Origin of the sequence: Nostoc sp., from assembly GCF_036916655.1 — a bacterium.
Classification (GTDB): domain Bacteria; phylum Cyanobacteriota; class Cyanobacteriia; order Cyanobacteriales; family Nostocaceae; genus Nostoc.
Map to the genome: position 1 here is coordinate 103044 of NZ_JBALFY010000093.1, position 17996 is coordinate 121039.

Here is a 17996-nt window from a genome sequence, read left to right on the forward strand (position 1 = left end):
GTTTAAATACAAGATATGGTTATACGTATGCATAGCTCAAATTAGGTATTATTTAATCTCAATGTAGCGTAGCACAGCTAATCGCAGCGTTCTGCCTATAGCTTAGTTTTAAAAGATAATGTTTGAGGTAAAGCTCTCAATTCCCTGTACTGTCCGCCAATATCCCGATCCTTATCATCATAAACTTGGTATATTAAAATTTCCCAACAAACCCAACGGCAAGCCAATGCGTTATCTAGTGACACTTAGGCAGGCAATTTTGTTTGCCGATTCTCAGCAACAGAAACAAGCTTTGAATTTTCTTGCATATCTTATGCAATCACAGGTGATAGGTAAGTATCTGAAAGCTGCTGGAGGCTGTAATTTACCAATCATAAAGACACTTTGGCAAGACCCATTTTCGCAAGACCCAACCGCTCCACATGTTTCAACTGCGGTTAAAACTTTAACAGAATGTTCAACGCGGCTGTTTTTTTGTGTGCAAAACCTAGCATATAGTGTAGTTTTAGAGGAGAATATTTGGGCGACAGATATTAATCGAATAATTGTAGATAAAATTTCTCCAGAGCAAGCAACTAATGAGGCAATTAAGCAGACAAAGCAAATTTTTGCTCAATGACAATCAATAATTATTTATATTAACTTAAAGGAGTAAGCTGTCTACATCAATATCAATAAAGATAAATATATTTAAAATTATAAATATATGAAGTTTTGGAATCAGCACTTAACTACTAAAGTTGCCAGTTCCTTCTTATTCCTATCTTTAGTAACTGTAGGCGTAGTGGGGGGATTTGCTTTCATTAATGCCAGGGATGCATTGAAGGAAGCTGCTTTTGAAAAACTTAATGCTGCTGCCACTCTTAAAGAAGAAGAAATCACCCGTTGGTTTGAAGACCAACAACGAGACTTTCTCTTAGTTACTCAGTTTCCAGACGTACAAAATAATTTTCAAATCCTTTTAAATTCTAAAGCCTCCGATAAAGATCATCGGTATGCTTATAAAGTTCTCTCGAACTATCTTAAAAATATGGCTAAAATCAAGCCAAGTCTGGGAGAAATTTCTATTGTTGACCGTAGCAATCGAATTATTTTATCTACTAATAAGCAGCGTGAAGGTCAATATGAAATTTTAGCTAATGTCACCTATATTAAACAGATTAAACCAGGAAATTCTTTTGCCCCCATTTTCTATGTCTCATCAAATACTCGCAAACCATTAGTTACTTTTGCAACACCTCTACGTGATGCCGCAATGGTACGCCAAGGTGTTCTCTTAGCAGATTTAAATTTGGATCGTATAGATCAGATTGTGCGAGAACGTACAGGCTTAGGTAATAGTGGCGAAACTTATTTGGTTGGTTCTTTAGTAACCAAAAATACTTTTATTTCTAAAAATAAAGATAAAACACTGGAATTTTATAAAGGAGTTAGCAGCCAAGGTATTGATGCAGCAATGAGTGGCATTAGTGACCAAGGACTTTATGCAAATTATAGCGGAATGCTAGTAATTGGGGTATATCGCTGCCTCAATGACCAAGGCCTTGCCTTAATGGTAGAAATGAAGCAGGAAGAAGCCTTTGCACCAGCTCGCCGATTAGCAGGGACGATTATGTTAGTGGGATTCTTATCAATGGGATTTCTATTGATTGGAGTGTCTTGGCTAACGCGGCAGTTAAAAATCTCTGGCGAACAGTTAGAGAATTATAGCCAGAGGTTAGAGGTAAAAGCTAAAGAAGCTGAAACTGCCAACCGTGCCAAAAGTGAATTTCTTGCAAACATGAGTCACGAACTTCGTACTCCTCTCAATAGCATCCTTGGTTTTACTCAGTTAATGATTCGTGATTCTTTTATCAATTCTTCTCAGTTGGAACATTTAGAAATTATTAGTCGCAGTGGAGAACATTTGCTGACTTTGATTAATAATGTTTTGTCAATGTCAAAAATTGAGTCTGGTTTGACGACACTGAATAACAATAGCTTTGACTTGTATACTCTACTCGAATCAATTGAAGAGATGTTTAAACTCAAAGCAAAATCTAAAGGTTTACATCTGATATTTGAGCGGAGACCAGAAGTTCCTAAATATGTGCATACCGATGAAAGTAAATTGCGTCAAATATTGATTAATCTCCTTGGTAATGCTATCAAATTTACTCAAGAAGGCGGTGTTAGTTTACGAGTGAGGATAAAAGAAGAAAGTAAACTACAGCAACAAGAAGAGGAAGAAACAAGAAAAAGCTCTCAATCCTCATTTTTCTGGCTAAATTTTGAAGTTGAAGACACTGGATTAGGGATTCCATCTACTCAAATTGAACAGTTGTTTAAGCCGTTTGTGCAAACAGAAACAGGTCGGAAATCTCAACAAGGAACCGGTTTGGGTTTAAGCATTAGTCAACAATTCGTGCATCTAATGGGTGGAAGTATTACTGTTAAAAGTATTTTGGATCGAGGAACGATTTTTTCTTTTGATCTCCAGATTAGCCTCGCAGAAGTAGGTGAAGCTCCGATTCGACAGTTAAAAAGACGAGTAATTGGTCTAGAGCCTAATCAACCAAAATACCGAATTTTAGTAGTTGAAGATAAATGGGAAAATCGCCAACTCCTAGTCAAGATGCTAATATCCCTTGGGTTCGAGGTACATCAGGCTGCAAATGGTCAAGAAGGAATAACCCTTTGGGAAACCTGGGAACCACACCTGATTTTGATGGATATGCGGATGCCTGTGATGGATGGGTATGAAGCGACTAAGCAGATTAAAACGCATTTAAAGGGTCAGGCCACTGTCATTATTGCTTTAACTGCTAGTGCTTTTGAAGAGGAGCGACTTGTGGTTTTATCGTCAGGCTGTAACGATTTTGTGCGTAAGCCATTCCGAGAGGAAGTAATCTTGAATATGATGTCTAAACATTTGGGGGTGCGTTATGTATATGAAGAAGAACCCATTCAAAAAGACCAATTTGTAGACAATTCAGACCTGAAACTTCTCTCATTAGAAAAGATTTTAGATCGGATGCCTACTGAGTGGGTGAAACAGCTACACCAAGCGGCACTGTGTACCGATGAAAAGCTGATTTTTAGGCTGCTTGAGCAAATTCCTGAAGAATCTGCTCTTTTGGCAAACACTTTGTCTGATTGGGTTAATAACTTTCGGATTGATAAGGTTATTGATTTAACACAACGGTAAAAAGTTTTTATCGAGTTAATATTAATCTGATTTGGAGCGAATGCAACGCAAAAACAAAGTTTTAGCCATATCCTGAAATGTTTCGCTGTGTTAACCATAAGAGGAAAAAACCTTTTAAAACATTTTCTAATATTTACTTTTATAAATTAGTTATACATAAATATGGATAACCATCAAGTTCTGCTACCAAAAGCAAATATTCTTGTTGTTGATGATATACCCGACAACCTGCGACTTCTATCGGCCATGTTAACCCAGTTGGGGTATGAAATTCGGAGAGTAATTAACGGTTCAACAGCTTTAAAAACAGCACAAGCTGCACCGCCAGATTTAATTTTACTTGATATCATGATGCCAGAAATGAATGGCTATGAAGTCTGTCAACATTTGAAAGCTTCGGAGAGAACCCGCGACATTCCGGTGATTTTTATCAGTGCGTTGGATGAAGTATTTGACAAAGTTAAAGCTTTTGCAGTCGGTGGGGTAGATTACATCACCAAACCGTTTAGTGAGGAAGAGGTTTTTGCTCGCGTAGAAAATAACTTGACTATCCGCAGGCTACAAAAACAACTCATTGAGCAAAATATACTTTTGCAGCAAGAAATTTGCGATCGCAAAAAAGCAGAATTAGCACTGCGGTTAAGCCAATTTTATTTAGACAGGTTTAAAGATTCAATTTTTTTTGTTAACTCCAATGCCCAGTTTGTTTATGTAAATGAAGCCGCTTGTTGTGTTTTAGGCTATTCTCGCGAACAATTGCTGACTATGACTGTTCACGATATCGATCCAAATTTCCCCGCCCAAACCTGGCACTCACAATGGCAGGAACTTAAATACCAAGAGTCTTCTAGTTTTGAATCTATTCACCGAACTCAAGATGGTCGGAATCTACCTGTAAAAATAAGTTTTAGTCATCTAGAGTTCAAAGAGCAGCAATATTTATGTACTAGTGCTTACTATCTCACTAATCTGGACTTATCCAATTAGGCAGCATAAACCAGCTGACATTTGCTGGCCAAATGTGTAAAGTAGTTGAGAGTCACCTACTATTTCCAAGCTCTGACCAAATTTCAGATTTGGAATTTTGCTGAAGCAGTCCGATTAAGCAGTCGCTCAAGTATGGAAAAATCTAAAATTTTTTATCTAGACTAAGTGTATTCACATATTGGATCAGTTTCAAGTCTAAAATATAAAATTGAGTTAAACATCTATCTATGGCTAGAAAAACACAACGCCTCTTGCTGCTAATTGTTTCTTGTAGTATCACTGGTGTAATTTTAGGAGGTACTGCTGGTTGGGCAGAAAGTAGCCTCTGCTTGGAAGATAGTAAGGTTACAAGTGAGTGCCTAACCCAAGATCCATTCCAAAAAACTATCCAAGGGATGAGTACCGGATTGTTAGCTGGGGCTGGGGCTGCTTTTGGTGCAGTCTGGCAGTTGCGGAATGAAGATTGAACTTACAACAAGAGTTAGGAGTTTCGCCAAATCATTTTTTACTTAGGCATAGCCCAATCTAGGCATCGCATCCTTAATTTTCTCAAACGCCCCTTGCCCGATCAATTGCATTTTTGGTGGGTTATGGAGAATAATCACAAAGAAAGCAGCTTTGGCGTCTTCGTGCGAGAGAATAAATATAAAATATGGCGATCGCAATCGATTTTGGTACTAGCAACACAGTCATTGCTCGTTGGAACCCCGTAACCCAGCAGCCAGAAACCCTGACTCTACCAGGCTTATCAATTAAACAAAGTCTCAATCCGCCACTGATTCCCAGCTTGGTTTATGTTGAAGACGCAGCCCAAAATCAAGTCTTAGTCGGGCAACAAGTACGCGATCGCGGTCTTGACCTCAAAGGCGAAACGCGATTTTTCCGCAGCTTCAAACGCGGTATCGGTGCAGATATTCAAGGTTTCTTACCGGAACTAGATGGGCAAATTGTCACCTTTGAACAAGTAGGGCAATGGTTTCTCACCAAAGTAATTGAACAACTAGCACCCCTGGAAGGTGGCTTAGATTCTCTGGTGTTAACCGTACCCGTAGACAGTTTTGAAGCCTATCGTCACTGGTTGGGAAAGGTTTGTCAAGCTCTCCCCGTGGAACAAGTGCGAATGCTGGATGAACCCACAGCCGCCGCCTTGGGTTATGGCTTGGCAGATCAAGAAATTCTCTTGGTGATTGACTTTGGCGGTGGAACTTTAGATTTGTCCCTTGTCCGGTTGGATCGAGGTGTGCAAGCAACCACCAAACCGCTAGGATTTATTCTTAAGTGGGGTAATAAATCTCTGGCTGAAGATTCAAAACAAAAAGTTAAAACTGCCCGTGTATTGGCGAAAGCTGGGCAAAATCTAGGTGGTACTGATATTGATAACTGGTTAGTAGATTACTTTGCCAAAACTCAAGAGTTGGCGGTAAGTCCTTTGACAACACGATTGGCAGAACGGGTAAAAATTCAGCTATCAACCCAAAACCAAGCGAGTGAAGTTTATTTTGACGATGAGACATTTGAAAGCTATGAACTAGAACTAAACCGCGATACTTTTGAAAATATCCTCAAAGAACACGCCTTTTTTGATTTATTGGATGAGTCGATGACCACACTGTTGCAGCAAGCAAAACGCCAAGGGATAGAACTTCCAGATATTAATGCAGTTTTGTTAGTTGGTGGCACAGTGCAATTGCCAGCAGTGCAGACATGGATCAAACAGTATTTTGAGCCAGAAAAAATCCGTTGCGAACGTCCCTTTGAAGCGATCGCTCAAGGTGCATTACAGTTAGGTCAAGGGATACAAATCAAAGACTTTCTCTATCATAGTTATGGTATCCGCTACTGGGATCGCCGCAATCAGCGTCACAAATGGCATTCTCTGATTAAAGCTGGACAGGCATACCCAATGAGTCAAGCAGTGGAATTAGTCTTAGGCGCTTCTGTAGAAAATCAGCCCAGTATTGAGTTAATTATGGGAGAATTGGGAGCAGATACAGGCAGTACTGAAGTTTATTTTGATGGCGATCGCTTAATTACTCGCCGCATGGATGGTAATGAAACCAGCGTCAAACCCCTCAACGATCGAGAAGGTGCGAAGACAATTGCCCAACTGACACCAGCCGGATATCCTGGAAGCGATCGCATCAAAATTCTCTTTCAAGTTGATGAACAACGCTTTTTGCGAATCACCGTTGAAGACTTGTTAACTAATGACACACTTTTGGAGAATCAACTTGTGGCACAGTTGAGCTAGATATAATACACATCCGTTAATATATTCACTCGCAGGCTTTGTTTCTGGGAGCTTCAGAAACTCTTCCAATGTGAGAGTTCGAGTTATTATGCCGCTCATAGCTCCTGAATCCCTCGAAAATGTATTTTTAGTCTACCAGTATATGTTTACAGGTACGTTCACTCCATGAACGCACCTGTCCACACATCAAGATCAGAATTGTAGTAAGGAACAATTCATCATCACGATAATTCGTAATTAAGAATTTCAATTAAGAATTACGAATTATTTCCGCACCACTACTAAAGTTCCCGTTGAAGCCCAGTTGTAAAGATCGCGAGCTTGCTTAACAGGTAAATTTACGCAACCGTGGCTGACTGGAGTTCCAAAACGCTTATGCCAGTAAGCGCCGTGGATGGCATAGCCTCTGTAGAAATACATTGTGTAAGGAACATCGGGAATATTATAGTCCCTGCCTCGCATCCTGTGAGTACGATACTTAGAATTAATCCGAAATCTACCTATGGGTGTAGGAGTCGATCGCTTACCTCCAGAAATGCGGTATGAATGAACAAGTTTATTACCTTCCCATGCACGTAAAAGTTGCTCAGACAAGTCAATTTCAATCCAGCGGTTAATATTATTAGTGCTGTTTTGATCGACTGACGTAGCTGTTGCTGTAGTCGAGTTTGGTGTACCTGTTAACGGTGATGACCAAGAGAATAAAGTCACCACTATCAGCGCCACGCCTGTAAAAAAAGTTCCTGAAGAACGAATCCCACCACTACGAATCCAAGTTTGCATTACGTCTCATCTTCTAAACTACGCAAAAATCATGAAGTGAAGTAATTTTCTGGAACATGACAAATTTCCAGAGCGACTACTCACTTTCTGTGGAGGATTTACGCAATTCATCTTTTATTTGTCATTAGTCATTTATTCTTGGTTAGGGAACTCCAAGAAATAAATATATTCAATATTGTGGGGTGGGCAAGATGAGCGTTGATATGGTGGGCGTCTCGCCCACCCCACAAAAGTTAACTGAATATTTTTTTATTTGGAAGTCCCTTATATGATGACTAATGACCAATTACCAATTACCAATGACAACCTTTACAAAAAATCTGTCATTTAAATGCCTAAATGCAAAGTTTTCCCTAATTCATCTTTGCATTTTTAATTCCGCAGAGAAATTGTCAGGATTTACACTTATTTTTTTGGGTAAGTCGTTGAATACCCTCTTCTGTATTTTATTTCAAGTTCAGTAATTCCGACTCCGAAGATTCCCAGCAAGATTTTATGCTGGGAATCACTTAATTGTCTTGATTTTTTGTTATTTATAAGAAGAATTCAGAACTCAGGAGTCAGAATGGGCTAAACCTTAGCTATCCGCTAACAGTATGAATTCTGTATGAGTGGGTGATAGCGCCGGCGGCAAGCGAGTATTTTCGAGTCGCGTCTGAATATTGGTTAAAACCACGTAAGAGGTGGGCGAAAAAAATTAAAATATTCTCGCCTGAAAACTCTATCCCTTTATGGGTAGAGTATTCTGAATTCTGAATTCTGTATTCTGACTCCTGTTTTATGATTTTAGCTAAATTGCCTTCTGGCTAATTAACCTACTATTTCTGGATGACTATTGGTGTACCTACTGATGCCCACTCGAATAGCCATTTTGCATGTTTGGGTGCAATATTCACACAGCCGTGGCTCACTGGAGTGCCAAATCTTTTATGCCAGTAAGCTCCGTGAATAGCGTAATTACCCTGATAAAACATCGCATAAGGAACGTTGGGAACATTATAGTCTTCTCCCTGCATCCGTGTAGTTTTAAACTTGGATTGAATCTTAAAAGTACCAACAAGAGTAGGAGTAGATTTTTTGCCAGAAGAAATAGCACTTCCATAAACTACTTTGTCACCTTCCCAAGCTATTAATCGTTGCTTTGAAAGATTAATTTGAATCCAGCGCTGATCCGATTGTTGTAATGTCTGGATTGTTTGTGCAATCACTTGATCTTTGGAATTCGCCCAAACTTCACTCGTTCCAGTAGTAGTAAAAACACTTAAGGACAGTGCTGTACCAGTTAGGAGTATTTGTAAGCGACGCACCCAGTCAGAATAAATCAGTCTTTTCATTTTAGATACACTCACACTGAAATTATGGGGTCTTGAGAAACTTATCAGGTTTCACGTTTATTTCCCTATCTATTACTTTAATAGACGTGAATTTTTGATGATTTGATTCTAAGTTAACCTAACTGTTGCATGAGGTTTTTTGCCTGAGTTGCGATCGCTTGCCAGTTTCCTTCTGTGACAAGCTTTTTGGGAAATAATTCACTGCTCAAACCAACAGCGATCGCTCCGGCTTGTAAAAATTCTTTGGCATTTTCCAGAGTCACACCGCCAGTTGGAATTAAGGGAATCTGACCTAGTGGCCCTTGCAAATTTCTGATATAATCAGCCCCTCCTACTGCTTGCACGGGAAACACTTTTACACAACTAACTCCCTGACTCCAGGCAGTAACAATTTCTGTAGGTGTTAATGCTCCTGGTATAATAGGCACATTTTTTTCTTGTGCTGCTTGAATCATTGCCGGATCGAGGTGGGGTGTGAAGAGGAATTGCGCCCCAAATGCGATCGCATCTTGCAACTGCTGCACATTGAATAGCGTACCAGTGCCAATAATACAGGCTGGTAATTCCGAACGTAGTTGACTGATTAATTCCCCAGCGCGATCGCTATTCCAGGTAATTTCAATTAGCTGCATTCCCCCAGATGCTACAGCCATCGCCATTTGCTCTCCCACTTCGATTTTAGGGGCGCGAATGACTGCGATCGCTTTGTGTTTTTGCAACTGTGATAACCAAGTTTGATTAGGCATTTTAACTGGGGACTGGGGATTGGGGACTGGGGACTAGAGAATAGTTGGAACTCTAGTAAATACCTAATTTTCAATACTAATGCCCAATGCCCCATTCCCCATTCCCTTAAAACTTGCTTCTTACATCAAGCTATGAGATATTAGATATAAATAACAGTAAATCTATCGACTTACCGTATTTAAAGTTAAATACCTCAGCGTTTGGGTCTAAAGGAGTAATTAAAATGACACTTACACAACAAAGCACAGCAGCATCCTTACCAATCACCATTCACGATACCGAAAGCGTTGATCTAGCCAGTCTGTGGAAGCTCGTGCAACTAGGTGCAAATAAATTTTGGCGGCACACTAAGGCATATACAACAATTCTGGGCGTTATGCTGCTAACCTTGATAAGTCTGATTTTTCTAAGTATGCATTGGTCTTATCACAGACTCTTCTCATTCGTCAGCCATCGAGTCATTGGTAGCAATAATGAGATAAGCAATCAAAATTAAGAGCAACGCATGAAGTTGCCCGTCGTGTCAATCTCCTATCTAACTTACTTTACATTACTTTAGAAACAGTCCTTGAAAACTCAGCTTAATTCTTCTAGTAGAGGAGAGAGCTAATTAAAATGCCTATACTGCAATTACCAAGCAATAGTTTGATAAGCCCCTAGTTAAAGACCTACTAGGAGCTTTTTTTAATTGACTACTTACCTCAATTGAGGTACGTATCAAAAACTCAGTAGCAATTAAACTATTCCTTATGGACATTCATAATTAATTCTGATGATAGATTGAGCAGAAAATGAAAATAGTTAATATATATTTGTAAGTCAAAAACGTTTACCCAACTAATAACAATGAATATTCTTGCTTGGATTGTTTTAGGTCTAATTGCTGGTGCGATCGCAAAAGCTATCTACCCTGGTCATCAAGGCGGCGGAATTCTCGGAACCATATTATTAGGAATCATTGGTGCTTTTGTTGGTGGTAGTTTAGGTATATTCTTCAGTACAGGAACCTTAGCTTTAGCAGCACCTACATTTAGTATTCCAGGTGTCGCGGTAGCAGTTCTGGGTGCAATCGTCGCAGTTTTCTTGTGGAACTTGTTAACCAACCGCAGTGCTGTGTAAATATAAAATTGCGGGCAATCAGCAACGAACATTTAGCAAATTCATTTAACTATTTTTAACTGTGAATTAAATTAAAAAATAGCGCCACCCTAATTATAGGTAGGCGTTATTTTTTGTTTTTTTCCCCCTCTACACCCTCATCCTAGAAGGGAATTTTTGTTTCTAGACAGGTATTGCTAAAAATTTTATCGTAAGATTAGCGATCGCAAAGTGTAGATTTTTCTAGTGTCCTTGATAAATGCTTATTTTACCCAAGCTCTAAAAAAAACTAACCAATACTACAACGACCTGAAATATTGCTGTTTTTAATGGGAAAACTAACTTTAGTAATGCAGTCTACTACGCCACTAAAGCGGGTAAAGATGACGCTACGAGAACGTGGGTTGCAAATTCTTTGAGTCTGCGTAGGCTTACTTAATTTGTGTAGCCGCGATTTCTAATCGCCTAGTGCATTTGCAAAGGTGAGATGCTCCCTTAGGATGGGCTATGCCTACGCACACTAACTTTCATATTAATTTAGTATTTTTTTACAAAAAATTTAGTAGTAAATTTGTTTTTAATTTGAGTAAGTATAAATACGCTAGAACCTAGAGCTTTCATAAAATTTTCAATAAGTTGCATTAGTCGCTGCACACAAACAGACAATGTTTAGTTAAGCTGTAAGCGCTATGATTGAAGTTTATTGAACGTCTTATGCACTGGTTGTTATCTGGGCCGTTGAGTACAGAGGAATTGACGGTTAACATTGCAGGGTTGCCTGCATCGTTACAGGGTAAGAAGGTAGTGCAGTTGTCAGATTTTCACTACGATGGTTTGCGGCTGTCGGAGGATATGCTAGAGAAAGCGATCGCAGTTACTAACGAAGCTGAACCAGATTTAATTTTATTAACTGGTGACTACGTAACTGACGATCCGACACCGATTCATCAACTGATACTCCGACTCAAACATCTGCAAAGTCGCAATGGTATCTATGCTATTCTTGGCAATCACGATATATATCACAAACAAGCCCAAGCAGAAGTTACAAAAGCCCTGACTAGCATTGGCATTCACGTCCTTTGGAACGAAATTGCCTATCCACTAGGAAAAGAATTGCCACTCGTTGGACTGGCGGATAGTTGGTCGCGGGAATTTCACCCCGCACCAGTTATGAACCAACTAAACCCCGACACACCCTGCATCGTTTTATCCCACAACCCAGATACGGCAGAGATATTACAAGCATGGCGAGTCGATTTACAATTATCTGGTCATACTCACGGCGGTCAAATCGTGATTCCTGGAATTGGCCCTGCGGCGTTGCTTTACGAAAAGCTGGCAAAAAAAATACCCAGAAAAATTCGGCGTCTAATGCCATTTTTGGAAGTAAATGTTTCTGTAGTCAACCATTGGGAATGGGCGCAGGGTTTCCATCGGCTAGGAAAAAATCAGCTATATGTCAATCGTGGCTTGGGAACTTACCTCCCAGGACGCTTATTTTGCCGCCCAGAAGTTACTATAATCACCCTACAAAGTGAGTAGGTAATTCCAAATTTAAAGTAAAAGAATGCAATCACAGCAGGTATTCTGGGCTAATAATACTTAGTTTGATCGCATATTTTGAATCAATGAATCAATTGTATCTAGAGTAAATGGCATAAATTATTGCATTTTATCAAGTTACATTTTTATTTTTGGTAAGCTGTAAGCGCTGGTATGAGGAGTATCGGTTGGCTTATGCATTGGTTATTTACGGGACATTTAAGAGTAGATAAAATAACGGTTAAGATTGCAGAACTTCCTGCATCTTTACAAGGTACAACGTTAGTACAGTTGTCAGATTTTCACTATGATGGTTTGCGACTGTCGGAAGATATGTTAGAAAAAGCGATCGCAGTTACTAACGAAGCTGAACCAGATTTAATTTTATTAACTGGTGACTACGTAACTGACGATCCCGCACCAATTCACCAACTGGTGCTTCGACTCAAGCATTTACAAAGTCGCTGTGGTATCTACGCCGTACTTGGGAACCACGATATCTATTACAGCCACTCCAAAGTAGAAGTTACACAGGCATTAACTAGTATTGGGGTGCATGTGCTTTGGAATGAAATTGCCTATCCATTAGGAAAAGAACTACCATTCATTGGACTAGCTGATTATTGGTCACAGGAATTTTACCCTGCACCAGTCATGAATCAACTAGATTCTGTTACACCGCGCATCGTTTTATCTCATAACCCAGATACAGCCAAGATATTGCAACAATGGCGCGTAGATTTGCAACTATCTGGTCATACCCACGGTGGTCACATCGTAATTCCGGGTATTGGCCCTCTAGTATTTTATTACAAAAAGCTACTCAAACAAATTCCCAAAAAATTGCGGCGTTGGATAACATTTTTTCTGGGAGACTGTTCTAAAGTAGTGCGATATTGGGAGTGGGCGCAAGGGTTTCACAAGGTAGAAGAAAATCAACTATATGTCAATCGTGGTTTAGGAACTTACCGCCCAGGACGTTTATTTTGTCCGCCAGAAGTGACTGTAATTACCTTAATTAGTGATTAGTTATTGGTCATTGGTCATTGGTCATTGGTCATTGGTCATTGGTCATTGGTCATTGGTCATTGGTCATTGGTCATTGGTCATTAGTCTAAATAAATTACTAATGACAAAGGACAGCCTTTACTGGTCAGAGTGCAATTTAAATGCATAACACTCAAAGCAGAAACCGCCTGAAGCTACGATGGATAAATGTCAGCAGCTTGGGGCGGTTTCTTGAAGATTGGATAATTCAGGAGTAACTAATTTAAAATTTGGTGGACAGTATTCGCAATCGCTATACTCAGAATTGCACATCCTAACATTCCAACTAGGCAGGCATTTTCTGGCAGTGCGTTTTAAAACCTCCAAAACAACTCATTGAACTTAAGGCAAAATACATTCAATGGATGCCACAACTTCGGAGCGACCGCGAGAACATTAGAGCAGGAGGCACAGGCTCTAACTTGAAAGTTTTGTTTAACTTTAACCTGTTTGTACCTTGGTCTTAATCTAGCATTGTGTTTGTTTAGCTACAACACACATTTACTAAACTTGATTACCATTAATTTATCGCAATAATTCCGAAATATTGCTTAAAATTTGTCTCACTTGATAATATTGGCATTCACGCCAATATTATCAAGTAAGCTGAAAGTTCAGAAGCCATTATTGACCAGAACCGCCTGCGCTAGAAGAATCGCTATTAGATTTACTGTTTGACTGGTCTACTCCTTGAGGTGTAGTACTTTTAGAAGTGTCACTTTTCGTACCAGGAGTGACAATATTAGTAGAACTATTGTTCTGCGAAGCCGGAGTATTAGTAGTTGAATTCGTCGCCGGACTTTGTGCCGCTTGAGGGGTTGGCTGAGTTACAGAAGGTGCTTTTTCTGCCGCAGGCTGCTGTGGTGGAATAGTAATATTAATATCCGGTTGGCGAGGTGTAGATGGAGGCACAGCCTGCTGTTGTGGAACAGGAACAGGAACAGCAACAGGTACTTCCCTAGTTCTTTCGATTATCGTCGTTGGTGGTTGAGGAGATGCACTGGGCGTTGGATTACTCTTACTCGGTACAGGAACCACTACCGGCACAGCATTGTTAACCGCAGCGTTATTCTGCTGGTTGAAGTACCAAACGCCACCTATAACCAAACCAAGCACGGAAGTAATGATAATACCCAACAGCAAACCACCAGTAGCATTGTTTTCATCACGCTGGGCTAAATCTGCTTGCTGATTGCTACGCTCAACATTTCGACCATGTACGTAACCGTTAGTGTAAGTGTTGGGATTAGCTGTATTGTTCTTAACGGTTTCAGTGGTTTGTGTGAAATGGGTCTGAGTATTGCCATTAATATCAGTGTAAGATTCTTGCCTAACTTCACTGTTTTTGCTTTCGTGTTCATTGGGAATAGACATTGATTTCACTCCTCAAATAGAATATTGACAAACTAAAGCTTTCTAAAAACAAAAGGTTTTAATGAACTGAAAATATATGTTGCTGATAAATATTGAGTTTTATTTGCTACTCAACTGTTGGTAATCTCAGAATAACCTCTGCCCTGAAACAAGTGGCTCTATCTCCAGGGAGTTAATACTGAATCTTTAGAGAGTTAATACTTAATCAAGAGAAAGAGTATCCCAAAGATGGATGTTATTAAACTGTCAATTAATGGATTGATCGAAAAATCTAGCAATTTGCTTCAATTTTCTAAATTTTTAATTTGTTGTTAGATGTCGCATCGCCAAAGCTTGATGGTCATATCTCGACTACCGCTAACCAAAGTTTTGCCATCAGGGCTGAAAGCGACAGAATTAACCCAATCTGAATGGTTATTCAAAGTGTAAAGTTCTTGTCCAGTGCTAATGTGCCACAGCTTTACAGTACGATCTGCACTACCACTAGCAAGATGCTGACCATCTGAGCTAAAAGCGATCGCACAAACATGGCTACGATGTCCGGCAAATGTGTTAATTAGCTTGCCTGTATTGATGTTCCATAATTTGATAGTCTGGTCATAACTGCTACTAGCTAAAATTTCTCCATCAGAGCTAATAGCGACACAAGTCACCCAACCTGAATGCCCTTTGAGAGTTTGTAGCAGTTTTTTACTCTTCAAATTCCACGTTTTAATCGTATTATCTGCACTACCACTGATTAAAATCTGCTGTTTTGGGCAAATAGCAAGGCAATGAACCAAGTCAGAATGACCTTTGAGGACGTGCAATAATTGTCCCATTTCTATATGGGAAACCTTGATAGTAGTGTCTGTACCGCCACTCAAGATAGTTTGACCATCTGGACTAACGATTACAGAAAAAACTGGGGTTGAATGTACTTTGAGCGTGTTGAGTAATTTACCTGTAGACACTTCCCAAATCATCATGCTGCTGTCATCACTACCACTAACCAGAGTTTGGCTATCTGGGCTGTAGGCTAGGCATCTTACCCATTTTCTATGACCAGTGAGAGTATGTAATAATTTCCCTGTGTCGAGATGCCAAATATTGATAGTATTATCACTACTTCCACTAGCCAAAGTTTGCCCATCTGGACTGATTGCAGTTGCAAAAACCCAGTTTAGATGAGTCAAGGTGTGTACACATTTCCACGGTGAAGTTTGAGACTGTGATACAGGTGTTGGTGGTGGGGGTGTTGCTTGCTTTGGCGGTGGCGGCGGTGGTGATGTAGGTTTGGGTGGCGGTGGTGGCGTTGGTGGCTTTGGCGGTGGTGATGTAGGTTTGGGTGGTGCTTTTTCCTGTTTCAGTTCCAGTTCTTTGGCATTTTTGAAATCTGACCAAGCCCTATTTTCGTATCCTAGTTTTGAGCAAGCAAGCCCTCGATATTTATAAGCTTCAAAGTAGTTGGGGTTAAGACGAATCACTTGGGTAAAGTGTTCTATTGCTTCAGTATATTTTCCTCTTTGAGCTTTCTCCATGCCCAGTTTGTACAAACTTTCAGCGTTGGATGGAGTTAAATCAATTTTGGTAGAACTAAAAGCAGATTGATTTGTCTCATCTGGCTGATAAGACTTTAACTTTGCATAAGCTTGATTGATTTCTTTGATTTTTTCTTCCGCTTCTAGCTTTTGCTGCGGTTCAATAAAACAATCTGGATGCCAAGTCTTAGCCATCTGGCAGTAAGCTTGCTTAACCTCATTAACAGATGCACCTGGTTTTAACCCCAGGATATTGTAAACATGATTTATGTCAAAGCGTAGACGTTTCGGCTTGTCGTTAGACATCGCTCATACTAGGAAATCAGCAGCAAATCTAACTCTACTTAGTATTCCCAATTACAAGTATTAACTAACTCCAGATGTAGTGCTGCTATCTCCAACGCCGATTTAATCGCAGTAAACTTTTTATCCTCTGACAAAATCTTTCTAGCAAAGGTCTAGGTTTTGATACATATCTAGGCGATCGCGATACACGCGCAGCACCCGGATTTCTTAACTCTTCTTCTATTTGTGCAGCTTTATTTAAATCTGAAGCGGCTCTATATTCGTATCCCAGTTGAGAACAAACTAGCCCCCGATACTTGTATGCTTCAACATAGTGAGGATTAAGACGAATTGCATGGGTAAAATCTGCAATCGCATCTTCATATCTTCCTTGAGTAGCATTCTCTACCCCTAAAGTATAGAAAGTTTCTGCATCCCAACGATTGACAGATATTTTTGGGGGATTTTTAGGCGAAGATGAAGAGGGATTTTTAGGAATGGGAGGCTCAGATGGACTTTCAGATTTGAGCTTGTTGTAAGCTGCATTGATTGATTTAATTTTTTCTTCAGCTTCCTGCTTTTGCTTTTGGTCAACAAAGCGGTCGGGATGCCAAATTTTCACCAGTTGACGGTAATTTCGCTTCACCTGTGCTTGAGAAGCACCGGGTTCTAGCCCAAGAATTTCATAAGCATCATTGATATCGAAGCGATCGCGCATACTGAAAAAATCGGCAACTATATCTTATGTTAACTATTCCCGTAAATTCTCTCCAAACGCCCCATTCTGGTTATCACTGGGATGATAGTAGTCGCCGCTTCTTTGAAGGCTGGTATTACCGCGTTACGCTACCGGAAATTGGACAAACATTCGCCTTTATGTACTCCATTGAAGACCCCATCGGCGGTAAACCTCACAGTGGCGGTGCAGCCCAAATCCTCGGCCCGAATGATGAATATTTATGTCGTACTTTCCCTGATGTCAATAAATTTTGGGGTAGTCGAGATGTTCTGGGTTTAGGTCATTGGGGTAAAACAGATTTGCAAGTTTCTCCCCTATACCTGCTACCAGCAGAGTTTGAACACCATGTTCAAGAAGGCTATCAAGCCACAGCCACCTTGAATCAGGGAATAATTCGCGATCGCGCCACTAATAATTATTGCCGTTGGCAGTATGAAATTCAACCAGTATACGGTTGGGGCAATCAAAATAGCATTCAGCAATCAACCGCAGGCTGGCTGTCATTCTTGCAGATTTTTGAACCAGGATGGCAAATTTTGATGGCTCACGGTCTAGCCAGCGGAAAAATTGACTGGAATGGTAAAATCTACGAATTCACCAACGCCCCAGCCTACGGCGAGAAAAATTGGGGTGGTGCTTTTCCACAAAAATGGTTTTGGATAAATTGCAATTGCTTTGAAGGGGAACCCGATTTAGCATTAACTGCTGGCGGTGGAAGGCGGGGCGTGCTGTGGTGGATGGAATCTGTAGCGATGATTGGCTTGCACTATCAAGGCAAGTTTTATGAATTCGTTCCCTGGAATTCCCAAGTAGATTGGGAAATTCAGCCTTGGGGTAGATGGCAAATGAAAGCTAGTAACTCAAGCTACGAAATTGAATTGACAGGAACCACCCATCTACCTGGTAAACCTCTACGTGCGCCCACAGCGGAAGGTTTAAGATACTGTTGCCGAGACACCATGCAAGGAAAACTAAATTTAGAATTACGAGAACTAAATGGCAGAAAATCTAAAATAATTCTTAAAGCAGAAAGTCTTCTGTGTGGTTTAGAAGTAGGTGGCGGCTCTTGGGATAATTGTTGGCAATCTCGCTAAAACTA

General features: G+C 40.2%; 16 protein-coding genes and 1 pseudogene. 10 read left to right on the forward strand and 7 right to left on the reverse strand.

Translation table 11 applies throughout. The features are described 5' to 3' along the window. Positions 1-118 precede the first annotated feature (118 nt). The 5 genes from V7L31_RS24565 (at position 119) to V7L31_RS24585 (ending at position 6425) form a co-directional block, all read left to right on the forward strand. Positions 119-619, forward strand: a complete 501-nt coding sequence (locus tag V7L31_RS24565) for a hypothetical protein (RefSeq protein WP_334698685.1) — start codon at positions 119-121, stop codon at positions 617-619. Positions 620-706: 87 nt separating this feature from the next. After that, a complete protein-coding gene (locus V7L31_RS24570; protein ID WP_334698686.1) occupies positions 707-3187 on the forward strand; it encodes a hybrid sensor histidine kinase/response regulator in 2481 nt (826 codons plus the stop codon). Between the two features lie 162 nt (positions 3188-3349). Then, positions 3350-4174, forward strand: coding sequence for a response regulator (locus V7L31_RS24575; protein ID WP_334698687.1), 825 nt, complete (start codon positions 3350-3352; stop codon positions 4172-4174). A gap of 227 nt (positions 4175-4401) precedes the next feature. Next, complete coding sequence (locus V7L31_RS24580) at positions 4402-4641, forward strand: hypothetical protein (protein ID WP_104909601.1); 240 nt, start codon at positions 4402-4404, stop codon at positions 4639-4641. A 185-nt stretch (positions 4642-4826) separates the two neighbouring features. Next, positions 4827-6425, forward strand: a complete 1599-nt coding sequence (locus V7L31_RS24585) for an Hsp70 family protein (RefSeq protein ID WP_334698688.1) — start codon at positions 4827-4829, stop codon at positions 6423-6425. A gap of 3 nt (positions 6426-6428) precedes the next feature. Here the strand turns inward: V7L31_RS24585 and V7L31_RS24590 are convergent. From V7L31_RS24590 to V7L31_RS24605, 4 genes and pseudogenes are all read right to left on the reverse strand, one after another. Beyond that, a pseudogene (locus tag V7L31_RS24590) lies at positions 6429-6524 on the reverse strand (Uma2 family endonuclease); the annotation flags it as partial. Positions 6525-6689: 165 nt separating this feature from the next. Next, entirely contained in the window at positions 6690-7208 is a 519-nt protein-coding gene (locus V7L31_RS24595) for a L,D-transpeptidase (protein WP_334698689.1), read from the reverse strand. A gap of 818 nt (positions 7209-8026) precedes the next feature. Beyond that, entirely contained in the window at positions 8027-8542 is a 516-nt protein-coding gene (locus V7L31_RS24600) for a L,D-transpeptidase (protein WP_334698690.1), read from the reverse strand. Between the two features lie 113 nt (positions 8543-8655). After that, positions 8656-9288 (reverse strand): bifunctional 4-hydroxy-2-oxoglutarate aldolase/2-dehydro-3-deoxy-phosphogluconate aldolase, encoded by a 633-nt coding sequence (locus V7L31_RS24605; protein ID WP_334698691.1) that lies wholly within the window; start codon positions 9286-9288, stop codon positions 8656-8658. Positions 9289-9512: 224 nt separating this feature from the next. Here V7L31_RS24605 and V7L31_RS24610 point away from each other — a divergent pair, with 224 nt between their 5' ends. The 4 genes from V7L31_RS24610 (at position 9513) to V7L31_RS24625 (ending at position 12961) form a co-directional block, all read left to right on the forward strand. Further along, positions 9513-9785 (forward strand): hypothetical protein, encoded by a 273-nt coding sequence (locus V7L31_RS24610; protein ID WP_334698692.1) that lies wholly within the window; start codon positions 9513-9515, stop codon positions 9783-9785. A 350-nt stretch (positions 9786-10135) separates the two neighbouring features. Next, entirely contained in the window at positions 10136-10408 is a 273-nt protein-coding gene (locus V7L31_RS24615; protein WP_179068783.1) for a GlsB/YeaQ/YmgE family stress response membrane protein, read from the forward strand. Positions 10409-11101: 693 nt separating this feature from the next. After that, positions 11102-11932 carry a metallophosphoesterase gene (locus V7L31_RS24620; protein WP_334698693.1) on the forward strand — a complete coding sequence of 277 codons (831 nt, stop codon included), beginning with the start codon at positions 11102-11104 and terminating at the stop codon, positions 11930-11932. A gap of 195 nt (positions 11933-12127) precedes the next feature. Continuing rightward, positions 12128-12961: a metallophosphoesterase gene (locus tag V7L31_RS24625; protein WP_334698694.1), complete on the forward strand. Its 834-nt coding sequence runs from the start codon at positions 12128-12130 to the stop codon at positions 12959-12961. Between the two features lie 642 nt (positions 12962-13603). Here the strand turns inward: V7L31_RS24625 and V7L31_RS24630 are convergent. The 3 genes from V7L31_RS24630 to V7L31_RS24640 form a co-directional block, all read right to left on the reverse strand. Then, positions 13604-14353 (reverse strand): hypothetical protein, encoded by a 750-nt coding sequence (locus V7L31_RS24630; RefSeq protein WP_334698695.1) that lies wholly within the window; start codon positions 14351-14353, stop codon positions 13604-13606. A gap of 311 nt (positions 14354-14664) precedes the next feature. Then, complete coding sequence (locus tag V7L31_RS24635) at positions 14665-16179, reverse strand: DnaJ domain-containing protein (RefSeq protein WP_334698696.1); 1515 nt, start codon at positions 16177-16179, stop codon at positions 14665-14667. Between the two features lie 85 nt (positions 16180-16264). Continuing rightward, positions 16265-16876, reverse strand: coding sequence for a J domain-containing protein (locus V7L31_RS24640; protein WP_334698697.1), 612 nt, complete (start codon positions 16874-16876; stop codon positions 16265-16267). Between the two features lie 26 nt (positions 16877-16902). Between V7L31_RS24640 and V7L31_RS24645 the strand changes: the two genes are divergently transcribed. Then, complete coding sequence (locus V7L31_RS24645) at positions 16903-17991, forward strand: tocopherol cyclase family protein (protein ID WP_334698698.1); 1089 nt, start codon at positions 16903-16905, stop codon at positions 17989-17991. The last annotated feature ends 5 nt before the right edge of the window (positions 17992-17996 follow it).